This is a genomic window from Streptomyces sp. NPDC017225 (genome assembly GCF_044331465.1).
In the GTDB taxonomy this organism is placed as follows: domain Bacteria; phylum Actinomycetota; class Actinomycetes; order Streptomycetales; family Streptomycetaceae; genus Streptomyces.
On the sequence record NZ_JBIRNE010000035.1, the window covers coordinates 1 to 16,512 of the forward strand.

Here is a 16,512-nt window from a genome sequence, read left to right on the forward strand (position 1 = left end):
CCCCGTATCCCCGGACCACGGACACGATCCGTGCCACCGGATATGGAGCGAACGCGGGCGACCAGGACACCCAACACCGTTCGGGATGTCCGCAGCGCGCAGGAATGGGTCCAGGACTCACTCCTGCACACTGAATAGGAACGGTTCGTGGGCGGGTGGCAGCGGTACGTCGGGCGGGCGGCCGGCCGCCGCCATGTCGCCGGTGACCGGCCGGGACACGCCCTCGCGGACGTCGGTGGCCTCGCGGCCCCACAGCCACAGCCCGAGGAGCAGCACCACCCAGGCGATGCCGGTCACCAGGCGGGGGGCGCCGACGGCGGGTCGCGAGTCCTGTTCGGTCATGGCCGGTCAGTCCGTCCCGCGGCTCCGGCCGCGGACACCGCGCAGCGCGACGGCGACGGCGGCGATGCCCGCGAGGACCAGACCGGTCACGGTGTGCGCCGTGCCGGGAGGCTCGGGGCGGGCCTCGTCCCGGGAGCCGGCGCCGGCCAGCCGCGCGGTACCGCCACCGCCCGCGTCGACGGGGGCGACGGGCGAGGCGGGGGCGGCGGTGGCGGTGGCGGTGCGGGCGGCGGGGAGGGTGCGAGCGGTGCGGGCGGTGGGGAGGGCGGGGCTGTCCGGGCGCCGTCGCTCGGCGTCGCCGCCGGGCGCGGGCGTGGACGGCTCGGGCGGCTCGGGCGCGGGCGGCGCCACCGGGACGCCCCCGCCGTCCGCCTCGTACGCGGCCGGCGTGCTCGTCCCGACCGTCCCCACCGCCCCGGCCGCCCCGACCGGTGCGAGCGCCGCGGTGAGCGCGGCCGCGGCACAGAGAGTGACCTTCATCGAGCCCATCGTGTACCTCCAGTCACCTGGAGACTCCCCCGCGGGCCGGTTCCCCGCACCCCACGCGGGGCCCGGCTACTCCGAACGGGTGGCGCCGAGGAAGTGCGGGTTTACCTGGGCCTACCTGCTGCTACTCGGCTCGCTTCACGCGGCTCCACGGCGTTCAGACCCGATCGACGAGGTCCGCGATCGAGTCGACCACCTTGGACGGGCGGTACGGGAAGTCCTCGACCTGCTCCGGCCGGGTCAGGCCGGTGAGGACGAGGAAAGTCTGCATTCCGGCCTCGATGCCGGCCAGTACGTCGGTGTCCATGCGGTCACCGATCATCGCGCTGGTCTCGGAGTGGGCGCCGATGGCGTTGAGCCCGGTGCGCATCATCAGCGGGTTGGGCTTGCCGGCGAAGTACGGCTGCTTGCCGGTCGCCTTGGTGATCAGCGCGGCCACCGCGCCGGTCGCCGGGAGCGGCCCCTCGGTGGAGGGGCCGGTCTCGTCGGGGTTGGTGCAGATGAACCGGGCGCCCGCGTTGATCAGCCGTACCGCCTTCGTCATGGCCTCGAAGGAGTACGTGCGGGTCTCGCCCAGGACCACGTAGTCGGGTTCGTGGTCGGTGAGGATGTAGCCGATGTCGTGCAGGGCGGTGGTCAGGCCGGCCTCGCCGATGACGTACGCCGAGCCGCCGGGCCGCTGGTCGTCCAGGAACTTGGCGGTGGCCAGCGCCGAGGTCCAGATGGACTCGATCGGCACCTCCAGGCCCATGCGGCGCAGCCGGGCGTGCAGGTCGCGCGGGGTGTAGATCGAGTTGTTGGTGAGGACCAGGAAGGGCTTGCCGGATTCGCGGAGCCTCTTGATGAAGGCGTCGGCGCCGGGGATCGGCACGCCCTCGTGGATGAGGACACCGTCCATGTCGGTGAGCCACGACTCGATGGGCCTGCGGTCTGCCATGTGCGGGATCTCCTGCCGTACGCGGTCCTGCGTGCGCCCCAGCCTAAACGGCGGCCCGATCATGGGGAACGGTCGGTTCACAGGTCGGTTCCCGGGCCCGTGCGCGGGTCAGTTCCCGGTCGCCTCCTTCCAGGAGTCCACGTACGACGTGAGGTTCTCCTCGATGTCGTCCCAGTCGGGCTCGAAGACCTCGACGCCGTCCATCAGCCTGGTGAGCGCGAGGGCGTTGGCGTCGGTGGCCTTGACGTCCTGGCGGGCCGCGAAGCCGCCGCCGATCTCGCTGACCTGCTGCTGCGCCTTCTGGCTCAGCATGTGGTCGAGGAGCTTCTTCCCGTTCTCGGTGTGCGGGGCCCCGGTGACCAGGCCGGCCGCGTAGGGCAGGGCGAAGGTGGTGGGCTTCCCGCCCTCGCGGGCCGGGAACCAGATGCCGAGGTTGGGCATGGACTTCGACTGGGCGTAGTTCATCTGGACGTCGCCGTTGGCCACGAGGAGTTCGCCCTTGTCGACCTTGGGGGCGAGCTTGCCGGTGGACGCGGACGGGCCGACGTTGTTGGCCTGGAGCTTCTTCAGGTACTCCATGGCCTGCTTCTCGCCGCCGAAGTCGTGCATGGCCTTGATGAGGACGGCGGTGCCGTCGCCGGCGACGCCGGGGGTGGAGTACTGGAGCTTGTTCTCGTACCTGCCGTCGAGCAGTTCCTCCCAGGTGGTGGGGGCGTGCTTCAGCTCCTTCTTGTTGTGGATGAAGCCGAAGTAGTTGTTGACGACGGCGGTCCAGGTGCCGTTCGCCGCCTTGTCGGCGCCGCTGACCCGGTCGACGCCCTTGGGGGCGTACTTCTGCAGCAGGCCCTTGGTGTCGGCCTGCTGGATGAACGGCGGGAGGGTGACGAGCACGTCGGCCTGCGGGTTGCGCTTCTCCCGGACGGCGCGCTGCACCATCTCCCCGGAGCCGCCCTCGACGTACTCGACCTCGATGCCGGTCTCCTTCTCGAAGTCCTCGAAGACCTGGTCGTACCAGCCGTCGCCGTTCTCGCCCCTGAGGCCGTCGGCGCTGTAGACGGTGACGACGTTCTCGTCGGAGGCGGCGGAGTTGCCGCCGCAGGCGGTCAGGGGGAGGGCGAGGACGCAGAGGGCGGCGAGCGGCTTGACGGCGTTCCTGGGCATGGCGAGGTGGACTCCTTGCGAGGCGATGCGGAAGGGGGTCAGCGGTAGGAGGCTCTGGTGCGGATCCGGGAGACCGCGAGGAGGACCAGCAGGGTGGCCGCCATGAGGACCACGGCGATCGCCGAGCCGGTGAACAGGGCACCCCGGTCGGTGGACGCGTAGATCAGGACGGGCAGCGGGGTCCAGTCGGGCGGGTAGAGCATCATCGTGGCGCTCAGCTCGCCCATGGACAGGGCGAAGCAGAGCCCGGCGGCGGCCGTCAGGGACGGCAGCAGCAGGGGCAGCTTCACCCGCCACAGGACGTACGCCGGCCGGGCGCCGAGCGACGCGGCGGCCTGTTCGTAGGCCGGGTCGAGGCGGGTGATCGCGGCGGAGACGGACTGGTGGGCGAAGGCGGTGACCAGGACCGTGTGGGCGATGATCACGATCCACCGGGTGCCGTTGAGCAGCATCGGCGGCTGGGAGAAGGCGACCAGGGTCGCGAGGCCGACGACGACGGAGGGCACGGCGAGGGGCAGTACGAACAGGGCGTCGAGCACCTTGCGGTGCCGCTTCCTCAGCTCCGCCGCGGCGAGGGCGGCCCAGGTTCCGGTGGCGAGGGCGAGCAGGCTGGCGGTGACGGCGGTGGCCAGGCTGGTGGTGAGCGCCTGGAGGGCCTCGCCGCGGGTGGCCGTCTGGTAGTTGGCGGTCGTCATGCCGGAGGGCAGGACGCTGGACCAGTTGGTGGCGAAGGAGGCGCCGAGGACCACCAGGAGGGGGAGGGCGAACAGGGGCAGGAAGAGGAGGAGGAAGACCGCCCACACGGCCCACCTCGCCCCGCGGCTATGCACCAGCACGGCGGCTCACCACCCGGTAGAGGCCGTACAGGCCCACGGAGATCAGGACGTTGACGACGGCGACCACGCAGGCGCCCGGGTAGTCGGACTCCAGGATGGCCTTGCCGTAGACGAGGGTCGGCAGGGTCGTGACGCCCTTGGCGCCGGTGAACAGGACGATGCCGAACTCGTTGAGGCACAGGACGAGGACCAGGCTGCCGCCGGCCGCGAGGGCGGGCAGCGCCTCGGGCAGGATGATCCGCCGGATGACGCGCGGCGCGCGGGCGCCCAGCGAGCCGGCGGCCTCCAGCTGGCCGGTGTCCAGCTGCGAGAAGGCGGCGAGCAGCGGGCGCATCACGAACGGCGTGAAGTACGTGATCTCCGCGAGCAGCACCCCCCACGGCGTGGTCAGGAACTGGAACGGCCCCTGGGCGGCGCCCGTGGCGTCGGTCCACGCGCCGTTGGCCATGCCGACCGTGCCGTAGATGAAGAGCAGGGCGAGCGTGATCAGGAAGGACGGGAAGGACAGGAAGACGTCGATGAACCGCGACACCGCCTTCGCCCCCGGGAACGGCACGAAGGCGATGACCAGCGCGAGCGCGAACCCGAGCACCAGGCACCCGACGGTGGCGGCCACCGCCAGCCACACGGTGGTCCACAGCGCCTCCCTGAACGCCCCCGAGGCGAAGACGTCGGCGTAGGGCTGGAGCGAGGTGCCGCCGGAGTCGGGCTGGAAGGACTGCTGGACGACGAGGGCGAGCGGGTAGAGGAAGAAGAGGGCGAGGAGGGCGACGGGGGGCAGGGCCCAGACCCAGGCCCCGGCCGCGGCGCGGGTCCGCTCCTTCACGGCCGGTGCGCTGATCGTCGTACTAGCCATGGCCGCCCACCTCGGCCGGAAGCAGCACCGCGTCGTCCGGGGCGAAGTGCAGGGTGACCTCGTCCCCGTGGGCGGGCGGGTCGCGCAGTTCACGGAGGTCGGCCATGACGCGGTGGCCGGCGACGTCGACGTAGAGACGGTGGGTGGCGCCCCGCCACTGGATCTCCCCCACCGTCCCGGTGAGCCGGTTGGGCCCGTCCCCGAGCCCCACCAGATGCGGACGTACGCACAGGGTCGCGGTCGCCCCCAAGGCGGCCCGCTGAGTGTCGACCTTGATCTCCGCGTCCCCGAAGGACACTCCCCCGGCCCTCACGGTCACCGGCAGCAGGTTCGCGCCGCCCACGAAGGACGCCGTGAACTCGTCGGCCGGCGCCCGGTACAGCTCCCGCGGGGTGCCGCAGGCCTGGAGACGGGCCCTGTCCATCACGGCGATCCGGTCGGCGAGGGTGAGGGCCTCCACCTGGTCGTGGGTGACGTAGAGGATCGACACGTCGGGCAGCTCGCGGTGCAGGCGGGCCAGTTCGGCGAGCATGCCGGAGCGCAGCTGGGCGTCGAGCGCGGACAGCGGTTCGTCGAGGAGCAGGACGTCGGGCCGGATGGCGAGCGCGCGGGCGATGGCGACGCGCTGCTGCTGACCGCCGGACAGCTCGCGGGGGTGGCGGCGGGCGTAGGCGCCCATGCCGGTCATGTCCAGCGCCTCCCGGACACGGGCGCGGATCTCGGCCTTGGCGACCTTGCGGGCCTTCAGACCGAAGGCCACGTTGTCCTCCACCCGCATGTGCGGGAACAGGGCGTACTGCTGGACGACCATGCCGATGCCACGCCGGTGCGGGGGCAGGTCGGTGACGTCGCGGTCGCCGAGCAGGACCCGCCCCGAGGCGGGCCGTACGAACCCGGCGACCGCCCGCAGCGCGGTGGTCTTGCCGGATCCGGACGGCCCGAGGAGCGCCATGACCTCGCCGGGTTCGACGGTGAGGTCCAGGGCGTCGAGCACGACGTTGCCGTCGTAGGCGACGGTGACCTTGTCGAAGCGGATGCCGCTGGCGGTGGCGGTGGCAACGGCGGTGGCGGTGGCGGCAGTGGTGGTGGCGGGGGCGGCCATCAGCCGGCTCCCCGCAGGAGGGCGGGCAGGTCGGCGACGGAGTCGAGGACGTGGCTCGCGCCCGCCTCGCGGAAGGCGTCGTCGCCGTGGGCGCCGGTGCGCACACCGGCGACGAGTCCCGCGCCGGCCCGTACGCCGCTGAGCACGTCGTACGAGGTGTCGCCGACGACGGCGACCTGGCGTACGGCGTCGGCGGCCTGGGTGCGCAGGAAGGCCGCCAGCACCATGTCCGGGTACGGCCGTCCGCGCCCGCCCGCGTCGGCGGGGCACAGGGTGAGCGGCACCAGGTCGCGCCAGCCGAGGGCGCCGAGGATGGCGTCCTGGGTGACCCGGGCGAAGCCTGTGGTCAGGACGACGGTGCGGCCGTCGGCCGTCAGCTCCTCGACGGCCTCGCGGGCGCCGGGAACGGGCGCGATCAGGCCGCCGTCGACGAGTTCGCCGTACGCCTTCTCGAAGGCCGCGTTGGCGTGCTGGGCGCGCTCCTCGTCGCCGAACAGGTGCCGGAAGACGGAGATCTTGGACTCGCCCATGGTGGCGCGGACGTAGTCGAGCTTCTCGGTGTGGTCGGGGGTGCCGGGCTCGACGCCCAGCTCGCGGGCGGCACTGTCGAAGGCGCGCTCGACGAGGCCGCCGTCGGCGACGGTGGTGCCGGCCATGTCGAGGACGACGAGGCGGACGTCCGCCGTGGCCGCAGGGGTGGCAGGGGTCATAGGGGTCGTAGGGGTCATAGGTGCTTCACCAGCCCAGTTCGTTCGCGGTGGTCTCGGCTATCGCGGGTGAGCAGGTCATGCCGCGCCCGCCGGGCCCGGTGACCAGCCACACCCCGTCGCGGACCTGCTGCCGGTGCACGACCCGGCTCTTGTCGGTGCACTGCGCGTACACCCCGGCCCAGCGGCGGCGGATCCTCGGCAGCGGGCGGCCGAGGAGGGACTCGACGACACCGGTGAGGTGCTCGTAGGGGTCCTCGACGGTGTCGAAGGCGAAGGGATGCTCGTACTCGTGGGTGTCGCCGATGGTCAGGCCGCCGTCGGCACGCTGCACCATCAGCAGCTGCATCCTGTGCTCCGCGGCCGTGGCCGGCTGCGGCGCGTGCGCGTTCAGCTCGTCCAGGGCGGGCGAGCCGTAGGCGGGGTAGTAGCGGAAGCTGTCGGCGTCGGCGACCGAGGTGGTCAGCGGTTCGCCGAGCGGGTCGGTCTGCATCATCTGGAGGCGGACCCGGCGCACCGGCAGGCCGGGCCCGGCCAGCTCGCGGACCAGGCCCCCGAGCCAGGCGCCGGTGCACAGGACGACGACGTCGCCGGTGTGTACGTCGCCGTGGTCGTCGCGGACGGCGTTCTCACCGATGACGTCGCGGACCTCGCGGCCGGGCAGGAAGGTGTACTTCGGGGACCCGAGCAGCTCGGCGCGCAGGGCGAGCTGGGCGGTGCGCGGTTCGACCGCCGCGTCGCGCTCGCAGTACAGCGCGGCGTCGAAGTCACCGCGCAGGGCCGGGTTCAGGGCGCGGGCCTCACCTGGGGTGAGGAGCTCGTGGCCGCGGGCGGCGGCGTCCGGGCGGGCGACGGCCGCCTCGGCGACCGCGCGTTCCAGGTCTCCGCGGACGGGGGTCAGGGAGCCGTTCGGGCGAAAGCCCAGCGCCGGGATCCGGCCGCCGATCTCCTCCCACAGCTCCCGCGCCCGCAGCGCGGTCTCCAGCTCCTCTCCACCCGCGCGGCCACTGACCCAGATCTGGCCGAAATTGCGCAGCGAGGCGCCGCGGGCCTCGGTCTCGCGTTCGATCTGTACGACCTCATGGCCACGGTTCACTGCGTGCCAGGCGTGCATGGTGCCCACCACGCCGGCTCCGACGACTATCACTCTCACGACCGCAACGCTCCTCGGCATCGGGGAACCGGAGGAATCCGGCTGACGACGAGAGCGTGAACTGGTCGCCACGTTTGGGCTAGACCCGTTATCTCTCCGTTATGAAAATGCGAGGGGCGGCGGGATGGCGAGGGGTGGTTTTCAGCCGCGCAGGTGGGCGGTGAAGGAGAAGCGGTCGCCCCGGTAGAGCGTCCGTACGCGTTCCAGCGGGCCGCCTCCCGTGTCCCGCGACACCCGGTGGATCAGCAGCATCGGAAGGGCCGGCGGGGTACCGATGAGCAGCGCCTCACGCGGGGTGGCGAGCACGGTCTCGATGCGTTCGTCGGCGTCACCGAAGGCGATGCCCTGCTCGGCGAGGTGGGCGTAGAAGGACGAGTCCGGGTCGAACGCGGTGTCCAGGTCGGGGATGCGGGCCACGGCGACGTAGGTGCTCTCCAGGCCGACCCGCTCGTCGTCGGCGAGCAGCACGCGCTCCAGGTGCCAGACGGGCTCCCCGCGCGTGAGGCCGGTCTCGGCGGCGAGCGCCTCGGGGCAGGGGAAGCGGTCGAGGGTGACGAGCGCGCGGCCGGGGGTACGCCCCTGGCGCCGGACGCCCTCGGTGTAACTGGCCAGCGACAGCGGCTGCGCCAGCTTGGGGCCCGCGACGACGGTGCCGCGTCCCTGCCGGCGCAGCTTGCCCTCCAGTACGAGTTCGCGCAGCGCCTGCCGGACGGTCTCACGGGCGACCTCGTACCGCTCGGAGAGATCCCGTTCGGTGGGGATGGCGCTGCCCTCCCCCAGTTCGCCGACCAGACGGTCGATCCGCGCCTTGACGGCGTAGTACTTCGGCACGCGGCCGTGTTCCGGGATTCCGGAGCGTACGGGGGCGCCCGGGGCCTGGTCGTTCGGGTAGTCCACGCAGGGATGGTCGCAGACGGGGGTGGCGGGGACGCGGGGTGTCCCGGGTTCAGCGTCCCCGCCCTCTGGTCACGGGCACGGTTGGTGCGCGTCAGCGACGTCAGTGGCGTCAGCGGTGTCAGTGGTGTCAGTGGCATCAGCGACGTCTGCGGGCCAGCAGTACGGCCGCGCCGCCGGCGGCGACGAGCAGGACGGTGGCGCCCAGGGCCGCGTCCGCCCGCCCCAGACCGGTGCCGGCGAGTTCGTCGGCGAACGGGAAGCCGGTGCCCTGGTCGTCCGGGGTCGCGGCGACGGAGGGCGTGGCCGGGTCGGTGGGGGCGGCTGGGTCGGTGGGGGCGGTGGGGATGGCCGGGCCGGTGCTCGTCCCGGTGGCGGACTCGCCGGTCCCGATGCGGAAGCGGTAGTCGTTCGACTGGCCGATCCACTCGCCGTCGCCGCCACGGCGCTGGACCACGGCCGCGTTGGCGGTGACCTCGTTGGGGGCGGTGTCCGGGGTGAGCGCGAGCCGCACCTTGACGGTGAGGGTCTTGCCGGGGCCGACGGTGAAGCCGGGGAAGCCGCCGGTGCCTTTACCCTCGCCTTCACCGAAGGCGCCGATCAGCTCGTCCCGGTCGGTCGTCTCGAAGCCGACGGGGTGCGGGCGGGAGCCGTCGTAGAACTCCAGGCGGGCCTGCGACGGCTCCAGCGCCCGCTTCTCGTCGACGAGGACGACGACCGGGTGGATGCCCTCGCAGGTGCGGGAGGTGGTGTTGGTGAGGTCCAGGTACCAGGTGCCGTGGCCACCGCCCGCCTCGTAGCCGGCGGGGCCGCCGTGGATGCGGGTGGTGAGGGGGAAGGTGTGGTCCTCCGGTGCCGTGCAGGCGGGAAGCGGCGCATCGGGGCCCGCGTGCGCGGGGCCGGCGGACGCGAAGCCCGCGTGCGCGGAGGCGGCGTGCGCGGGGCCGGCGGACGCGAAGGCGGCGGACGCGAGGGCGGCGGACGCGGAGGCGGCGTGCACGGAGGCGGCGTGCGCGGGGCCGGCGGACGCGAAGGCGGCGGGCGCGAGGGCGGCGGACGCGGAGGCGGCGAGGAGGGCGGCTGCCGCCACCGGACGGGGGGACGCGGGCGTGAACAGTCGCATAAACACATGAGCGTGCCGGTAGATCGCCGCTTCGGGCACCGCCAATCGGGCCACGACGCCCGGACGGAGCACGCACGTCCCCCGATCGGCACTGTTTCGCGCCAGGCGGCGTGAAAGTGGCGCGATCACGCGTTGCCGCTCCGCTCCGTGAGCCGCAGCCTGAGTGCGGGAGCGCTCCCAAAGACCCTCTGACCCCACCCCTCCCGGCATGCGGAAAGAAGGACTCGTGGACACAGCAGCTTGTCATATACATGCTCACCATGTATGGCGTCGCCTGTCGCTTGCCCTGACCACTCTCGCCGCCGCTCTCCTGCTGATCACCCTCATCCCCGCGCCCACCGCCGCAGCGGAATCCGCCTCGGCCTCCCCCGTCCCCCTCCCGTCGCTCAGCGCCACCACCACCCAGGTCGCCTCCGGACTGAGACGCCCCACCGCCCTCGCCGCCCCCGACGACGGCACGGACCGGCTGTTCATCACGGAGAAGTCCGGCACCGTCCGCGTCTACCACCCGGACACCGGTCTGGCCGGGGCCCCGCTGATCGACATCACCTCTGCCGTGGACGAGTCGGGCAACGAGCGCGGCCTGCTCGGTCTCGCCCTCCCGCCCGACTTCGCCGACAGCCGGGAGCTGTACCTGGCGTACACGGCGCTGCCCGACGGCGCGGTCACCCTCGCCCGCTACCGGCTCGACGAGTCCCGCCTGGAGGTCCTGCTCTCCCAGGAGCACGCCGAGTACAGCAACCACAACGGCGGGCAGCTCGCGTTCGGCCCCGACGGCAACCTGTACTGGAGCATCGGCGACGGCGGCGGCTCCGGCGACCCCTTCGACGCCGGGCAGCGGCTGGACACCCTGCTGGGCAAGATCATGCGCATCGACGTGAGCCGCGCCTGCGGCCCGCTCGCCTACTGCGTCCCCGACGACAACCCCTTCGTCGGCACCCCCGGCGCCCGCGAGGAGATCTGGCTGTACGGGCTGCGCAACCCGTGGCGGTTCTCCTTCGACGCCGTCGACGGCTCGCTGTGGATCGGCGACGTCGGCCAGGGCCACTGGGAGGAGATCAACCACATCGCCGCCGGACAGGGCGGGCTGAACCTCGGCTGGTCCTGCTACGAGGGGCTGGAGAAGTTCACCGACGGGGACTGCGTTCCCGGCGAGGAGTACACCGAGCCGGTCTTCACCTACTCCCCCTACACCGGCGGCTGCTCGGTCATCGGCGGCCACGTCTACCGGGGCGAGCGCTACGCCGGCCTGGTCGGCGGCACGTACATCGCCACCGACTACTGCTCGTCCACCGTCTGGGCGCTGCGCCCCGACGGCCGGGGCGGCTACGAGCAGGCCGAGATCGGCGACATGCCCACCCAGGTGACGAACATCGGCACGACGGTGGACGGCGAGTTCTACGTGGTGAACGACCTGCCCGGCGGCCTGCATCGGGTGTCGTTCGCGCGGGAGGAGCCCACCTGCCGGGTGGACCGTACGGTGACGTCCTGGGGCACCGGCTCGACGGTGGACCTCACCGTCACCAACACCGGTGACGCTCCGGTGAACGGCTGGACGCTCGAGTTCACGCTGCCCCTCGGGCAGACCGTCGTCTCCGACTGGAACACGGAGCTGACGCAGCTGAGCAACACGGTCTCGGCGGGCAGCGCCGCGCACAACGCCACGATCGCGCCGGGTGCGAGCGTCACACTGGGCTACCTCGTCGGGCACACCGGTGACGCGTCGCCGCCGCCACGGTTCATGCTCAACGAGGACGCGTGCGCGGTGGGCCGCTGACCGGCGGCGCAGGCCCGCACAGAAGCCCGCCCGGCGCCCGGACGCCGGGCGGGCCCCGTCAGGCGTCCCCCCGCCCGAACAGCGGCGCGAGCAGCAGCTGGGCGGCGCCCTCCGCGACCGCGCGCGTCCCGCCGGGCGCGATCCGCACCGGTACGGCGCCGTCGTGTCCGCCCTCGCGCCGGGCGCGGGCGTCGAGGACGGCGCCGACGCCGTGGACGAAGGCCTCGGGCGCGGCGGCGACGGTACGGCCGCCGAGCAGCACCAGGTCGATGTCCAGCAGCCCCACCAGGTTCGCGGCGCCCGCGCCCAGCACCCGGGCCGCCTCCGCGAGGTCGCCGCGGGCGACGGCCCCGAGGCACAGGGCCTCTACGCAGCCGCGGGCGCCGCAGGTGCAGGGCGGCCCGTCCAGCTGGACGACCTGGTGCCCGAACTCCCCGGCCCCGGTCCGGGCGCCCCGGTGCACACCACCGCCGAAGACGAGGCCGGCGCCGAGTCCCGTACCGAGGTGCAGGTAGGCGAAGGAGCCCCCCGCGCCACCCCGCGCGCCGCCACCCCCACCCCCACCTGCGCCTCCACCCGCACCAGCGCCCTCTTCGCCACTCTCTTCGCCGCCCGCGCCGCCACCTTCGCGACCGCCCTCACCGCCGCCCGCGCGACCACCCTCACCGTCACCGTCGCGGTCACCCGCGTCGCCCCGCTCAGCGCCCTCACCGCCCTCACCGCCCCCACCGCCGACCGGGAGACCGACCGCGAGGCCGAGCGCCGCCGCGTTGGTGTCCTTGTCGACGACGACCGGCACCCCGAGCCGCCCCGCCAGCGCGTCCCGCAACGGGAACCCGTTCCACTCCGGGAACCCGGTGACCCGGTGCAGCACCCCCCGGACGTGGTCGAGCGGCCCCGGGAGGGCGACGCCGAGGCCGAGGAGGGTGGGCGCGGCGGAAAGGTCACTACCCGGCGATGCCAGAGTGCCGGCGACCAGTTCCCGGGCCACCCGGGCCACCGCCTCCACCACGGCTTCCGCGCCCGCGCCCAGGTCGAGCGGGGAGCGCCGCTCCCCCACCACGGCACCGTCGAGATCGACCAGCACCGCCCGCAGCTCGTCCCGGTCCAGGTGGACACCGACCGCGTGGCCCGCACCCGGCCTCAGGCGCAGTACCGTGCGCGGCTTGCCGCCCGTGGACGCGCGGCGTCCGGCCTCGGCGGCGAGGCCCTCGTCCCGGAGCCGGGCGGTGATCTTGCTGACCGCCTGGGGGGTGAGCCCGGTCCGCTCGGCGAGTTCGAGCCGGCTGATGCCCCGGGCACCGGCGGTGCGCAGCAGGTCGAGTACCAGGGCGGTGTTGTGGCTGCGCAGGGCGAGCAGGTTGGCGCCACCCGCCGCACCCCGTATCCCGCCGCCCCTCACGGAGCCCGCACCCGACCCGGTGCCGGCCCCGGCACTCGCCCCGACACCCGCATCCGCACCCACGTCCGCGCCCGTACCCGTACCCGTACCCGTACCCGTACCCGCGCCTCCACCGTTCGTCCTGTTCACATCCCCCATTGTCTCCGGCGCTTGCACTTTGGCAACACCGTTGCCAAAGTAGGGCGTATGACTGCTACTCCCCCCGGCAACGCCCCTGGTAACGCCCCGGGCGGCCCGCTGCGCGTCGGCCTCGTCGGCTACGGCCTCGCGGGCTCCGTCTTCCACGCCCCGCTGATCGCCGCCACCGAGGGCCTGACCCTGGACACGGTGGTCACCTCGAACCCGGAGCGGCGGCAGCAGGCCCGCGCCGAGTTCCCGGACGTGCGGACGGTCACCGGTCCGGACGAGCTCTTCGACCGGGCCGCCGAGCTGGACCTGATCGTCATCGCGTCCCCGAACAAGACGCACGTACCGCTCGCGACGAGGGCCCTGCGGGCCGGACTGCCGGTCGTGGTGGACAAGCCGGTCGCGGGCACGGCGGCCGAGGCGCGGGAGCTGGCGGCACTGGCCGAGGAGCACGGCCTGCTGCTCTCGGTCTTCCAGAACCGCCGCTGGGACAACGACTTCCTCACCCTCCGCAAGCTGCTCGCCGAGGGCGCGCTGGGCGACGTATGGCGCTTCGAGTCGCGCTTCGAGCGCTGGCGGCCGAAGCCGAAGGGCGGCTGGCGCGAGTCCGGCGACCCGGCAGAGATCGGAGGTCTCCTCTACGACCTCGGGAGCCACGTCGTCGACCAGGCGCTCGTGCTCTTCGGCCCGGCCACGCAGGTGTACGCCGAGTCGGTCGTCCGGCGCGCGGGCGCGGAGGCGGACGACGACACGTTCATCGCGATCACGCACGCGAACGGCGTCCGCTCCCACCTCTACGTCTCCTCCACCGCCGCCCAGCTCGGCCCCCGTTTCCGGGTCCTGGGCTCGAAGGCCGGGTACGTCAAGCACGGCCTGGACCCGCAGGAGGCGGCGCTGCGCGAGGGCAAGCGGCCCGGTCCGGGCTGGGGCGAGGAGGACGAGTCGCTGTGGGGCCGCGTGGGTTCCGGGGAGTCCCCGCTGACCGGCGGCGGACACGTGGAGGCGACCGTGGCGGGCGACTACCCCGCCTACTACACGGCGGTGGCGAAGGCCCTGCTGGAGTCCGGTCCGAACCCGGTCGGCGCCCGGGAGGCGGCCGACGCCCTGGACGTGCTGGAGGCGGCCCGCCGGTCCGCCCGCGACGGAATGGTGGTCACCCTGTGAGTCCCTCCCCCGACACCGCTGTCCCGACCGTGGAGGAGCTGGAGGCGCAGGAACGCCGCCTGGTCTTCCGCCGGTTCACGAACGACGACGCGTGGGCGCTCGGCTCCCTCCTGGTCGAGCTGGCCCGGGAGCGCCGGGCGCCGGTGGCCATCGGCATCCACCGCGCCGGCCGGCAGCTCTTCCACGCGGCCCTGCCCGGCTCGACCCCGGACAACGACGCCTGGATCGCCCGCAAACGCCGGGTGGTGGAGCGGTACGGCTCCGCGTCGTACCTGGTGGGATCCCGTTTCCGGGCGAAGGGCACGACCTTCGAGGAGTCCTCGCGGCTCGACCCCGACACGTACGCGGCGCACGGCGGCTCCTTCCCGGTCACCGTCGCGGACGTCGGTGTGATCGGTTCGGTGACGGTGTCCGGACTGCCGCAGGTGGAGGACCACCGGCTCGTGGTGGAGGCCCTGGAGCGGTTCCTGGGCCGATAGCCCGACTGGCCCCGGACGGCGTGATCGGGGAATCACCGGTGGGTACCTGTGGTTGGCAGGCAGGTACGCAGGATGATCACGGCGCCCACCGGAGGGATCGCAACCGATGAACGACGCGACGGCTTCTCTGAAGGAATCGGTCGGACGGTACGGCGCCTGGAGCGCGCAGCTGCGTTCCGGGGACCCGGACGGCGCCGGCGAACGGGCCGAGGCCGTCGCCGAGTTGGAGCAGCTCGGCTTCGGCGCCGTGTGGCTGGGCGGCAACACCTCCGCCCAGCACGCCGCGCCGCTGATCGAGGCGACCGAGCGCATCGTCGTGGGCACCAGCATCCAGAGCATCTGGGAGCACGAGGCCGCCGCCACCGCCGCGGCCTTCGCCGAGCTGGAGGTGGCCCACCCCGGCCGCTTCGTGCTCGGCCTCGGCGTGAGCCACGGCCCGATGGTGGGCGGGTACAAGCGCCCGTACTCGACGATGGTCGGCTACCTCGACGACCTCGACAGGGCGGGGATGCCGGCCGGCCACCGGGTACTGGCCGCGCTCGGCCCGAAGATGCTGGAGCTGTCCCGGGACCGGGCGGCGGGCGCGATCCCGTACCTGGTCACCCCGGAGCACACCGCGCAGGCCCGCGAGAGGCTCGGCGAGGGCCCGCTGCTGGCTCCGGAGTTCAAGGTCGTCCTCGACTCCGACCCGGCCCGCGCCCGCGCGACGGCCCGCGCCTACCTCGCCGGGTATCTGAAGCTTCCGAACTACACCAAGAACCTCATCAACCTGGGCTTCACCGACGCCGATGTCGCCGACGGCGGCAGTGACCGTCTGATCGACGCGGTCTTCGCCTGGGGCGACGACGACACGGTCCGCGCCCGCGTCGACGCCTTCCACGCCGCGGGCGCGGACCATGTGGCCCTCCAGCTGGTGGAGAACGACATGGCACCCCTGCCCAGGGAGGGCTGGCGCCGCCTCGCTTCACTCCTGACCTGAGGCAAAGCGCCCCGAAGGGGCGCGGGGCTCTGCCATGTGCGGCTCCGCCGCGTGGGCGCGACCAGCCACGACCCACTCCCGGCCGACAACGCACCGCACTCCCCGCGCCCCCGGCGGAGCGCCTACGCGTCCTTGAGCTGCTGCCGCTGCCGCCCGAGCCCCTCGATCTCCAGCTCCACGACGTCCCCCGCCCGCAGGTACGGCTTCGGCTCGGGCTGCCCCATCGCCACCCCCGCCGGCGTCCCGGTGTTGATGACGTCACCGGGGCGCAGCACCATGAACTGACTGACGTACCGCACGACCTCTCCCACGGAGAAGATCTGCTCCGCGGTCGTCCCGTCCTGCTTCAGCTCGCCGTTCACCCACAGCCGCAACGACAGCCGCTGCGGGTCGGGTACCTCGTCGACGGTCACCAGCCACGGCCCCAGCGGGTTGAACGTCTCGCAGTTCTTGCCCTTGTCCCAGGTCCCGCCCCGCTCGATCTGGAACTCCCGCTCGGACACGTCGTGCGCGACCGCGTACCCGGCGACGCACGCGAGGCCTTCCTCTGCCGACTCCAGGTAGCGGGCCGTACGCCCGATCACGACCGCCAGCTCCACCTCCCAGTCGGTCTTGGCGGAGCCGCGCGGCACGAGCACCGTGTCGTCCGGCCCGACGACCGTGTCCGGCGCCTTGAAGAAGACGACGGGCTCGGCGGGCGGCTCGGCCCCGGTCTCGCGGGCGTGGTCGTGGTAGTTCAGCCCGATGCACACGATCTTGCCGATGCGCCCCACGGGCGGTCCGACGCGCAGTCCGGTGCCGTCCAGGGCGGGCAGTTCACCGGCCTCGGCGGCGGCCCGTATCCGGCCGAGCGCGGCCTCGTCGGCGAGAAGCGCTCCGTCGATGTCCGACACCACGGCCGACAGGTCTCGCAGGGTTCCGTCGGCGTCGAGCAGCGCGGGTCGCTCCGACCCCGCCGTACCGACTCGCAACAGCTTCATGATCCCCA

The 16,512-nt window shown here is 73.2% G+C and carries 16 protein-coding genes and 1 pseudogene; 4 read left to right on the forward strand and 13 right to left on the reverse strand.

Annotated features, from left to right (window positions below):
- Window positions 1-141 precede the first annotated feature (141 nt).
- The 11 genes and pseudogenes from ACH4NX_RS37150 to ACH4NX_RS37200 all read right to left on the reverse strand — a co-directional run.
- Window positions 142-342 (reverse strand): annotated as a pseudogene (locus ACH4NX_RS37150) (class F sortase); the annotation flags it as partial.
- A gap of 6 nt (window positions 343-348) precedes the next feature.
- A complete protein-coding gene (locus tag ACH4NX_RS37155) occupies window positions 349-831 on the reverse strand; it encodes a hypothetical protein (RefSeq protein ID WP_398130264.1) in 483 nt (160 codons plus the stop codon).
- 154 nt (window positions 832-985) lie between these two features.
- A complete protein-coding gene (locus ACH4NX_RS37160) occupies window positions 986-1,765 on the reverse strand; it encodes an HAD-IIA family hydrolase (protein WP_398130265.1) in 780 nt (259 codons plus the stop codon).
- Window positions 1,766-1,873: 108 nt separating this feature from the next.
- Window positions 1,874-2,926 carry a 2-aminoethylphosphonate ABC transporter substrate-binding protein gene (locus ACH4NX_RS37165; RefSeq protein ID WP_351400613.1) on the reverse strand — a complete coding sequence of 351 codons (1,053 nt, stop codon included), beginning with the start codon at window positions 2,924-2,926 and terminating at the stop codon, window positions 1,874-1,876.
- A gap of 38 nt (window positions 2,927-2,964) precedes the next feature.
- Window positions 2,965-3,762, reverse strand: a complete 798-nt coding sequence (locus ACH4NX_RS37170) for an ABC transporter permease (protein WP_398130266.1) — start codon at window positions 3,760-3,762, stop codon at window positions 2,965-2,967.
- Complete coding sequence (locus tag ACH4NX_RS37175) at window positions 3,749-4,618, reverse strand: 2-aminoethylphosphonate ABC transporter permease subunit (protein ID WP_351400611.1); 870 nt, start codon at window positions 4,616-4,618, stop codon at window positions 3,749-3,751. The genes ACH4NX_RS37170 and ACH4NX_RS37175 overlap by 14 nt, the downstream gene beginning before the upstream one ends.
- Complete coding sequence (locus ACH4NX_RS37180) at window positions 4,611-5,720, reverse strand: ABC transporter ATP-binding protein (RefSeq protein WP_398130267.1); 1,110 nt, start codon at window positions 5,718-5,720, stop codon at window positions 4,611-4,613. Before ACH4NX_RS37180 ends, ACH4NX_RS37175 begins: the two co-directional genes overlap by 8 nt.
- Entirely contained in the window at window positions 5,720-6,430 is a 711-nt protein-coding gene (locus tag ACH4NX_RS37185) for an HAD family hydrolase (protein WP_398130268.1), read from the reverse strand. Before ACH4NX_RS37185 ends, ACH4NX_RS37180 begins: the two co-directional genes overlap by 1 nt.
- A 25-nt stretch (window positions 6,431-6,455) precedes the next feature.
- Window positions 6,456-7,580 carry a TIGR03364 family FAD-dependent oxidoreductase gene (locus ACH4NX_RS37190; protein ID WP_351400608.1) on the reverse strand — a complete coding sequence of 375 codons (1,125 nt, stop codon included), beginning with the start codon at window positions 7,578-7,580 and terminating at the stop codon, window positions 6,456-6,458.
- A 141-nt stretch (window positions 7,581-7,721) separates the two neighbouring features.
- Complete coding sequence (locus ACH4NX_RS37195) at window positions 7,722-8,477, reverse strand: GntR family transcriptional regulator (protein WP_351400607.1); 756 nt, start codon at window positions 8,475-8,477, stop codon at window positions 7,722-7,724.
- A gap of 136 nt (window positions 8,478-8,613) precedes the next feature.
- Entirely contained in the window at window positions 8,614-9,597 is a 984-nt protein-coding gene (locus tag ACH4NX_RS37200) for a hypothetical protein (protein WP_398130269.1), read from the reverse strand.
- Between the two features lie 226 nt (window positions 9,598-9,823).
- Between ACH4NX_RS37200 and ACH4NX_RS37205 the strand changes: the two genes are divergently transcribed.
- Window positions 9,824-11,374, forward strand: coding sequence for a PQQ-dependent sugar dehydrogenase (locus tag ACH4NX_RS37205; RefSeq protein ID WP_351400605.1), 1,551 nt, complete (start codon window positions 9,824-9,826; stop codon window positions 11,372-11,374).
- Window positions 11,375-11,432: 58 nt separating this feature from the next.
- Here ACH4NX_RS37205 and ACH4NX_RS37210 read toward each other — a convergent pair whose 3' ends face one another.
- Window positions 11,433-12,914 (reverse strand): ROK family protein, encoded by a 1,482-nt coding sequence (locus ACH4NX_RS37210; RefSeq protein WP_398130270.1) that lies wholly within the window; start codon window positions 12,912-12,914, stop codon window positions 11,433-11,435.
- A 48-nt stretch (window positions 12,915-12,962) separates the two neighbouring features.
- On the opposite strand from ACH4NX_RS37210, the gene ACH4NX_RS37215 reads away from it, so the two are divergent.
- The 3 genes from ACH4NX_RS37215 (at window position 12,963) to ACH4NX_RS37225 (ending at window position 15,524) form a co-directional block, all read left to right on the forward strand.
- Window positions 12,963-14,066 (forward strand): Gfo/Idh/MocA family oxidoreductase, encoded by a 1,104-nt coding sequence (locus ACH4NX_RS37215; RefSeq protein WP_351400603.1) that lies wholly within the window; start codon window positions 12,963-12,965, stop codon window positions 14,064-14,066.
- A complete protein-coding gene (locus ACH4NX_RS37220; protein ID WP_351400602.1) occupies window positions 14,063-14,545 on the forward strand; it encodes a heme-degrading domain-containing protein in 483 nt (160 codons plus the stop codon). The genes ACH4NX_RS37215 and ACH4NX_RS37220 overlap by 4 nt, the downstream gene beginning before the upstream one ends.
- Window positions 14,546-14,651: 106 nt before the next feature.
- Window positions 14,652-15,524 (forward strand): LLM class F420-dependent oxidoreductase, encoded by an 873-nt coding sequence (locus ACH4NX_RS37225; RefSeq protein WP_398130271.1) that lies wholly within the window; start codon window positions 14,652-14,654, stop codon window positions 15,522-15,524.
- A 122-nt stretch (window positions 15,525-15,646) separates the two neighbouring features.
- On the opposite strand, the gene ACH4NX_RS37230 is transcribed toward ACH4NX_RS37225, so the two are convergent.
- Window positions 15,647-16,504 (reverse strand): fumarylacetoacetate hydrolase family protein, encoded by an 858-nt coding sequence (locus tag ACH4NX_RS37230; protein ID WP_398130272.1) that lies wholly within the window; start codon window positions 16,502-16,504, stop codon window positions 15,647-15,649.
- Window positions 16,505-16,512 lie beyond the last annotated feature (8 nt).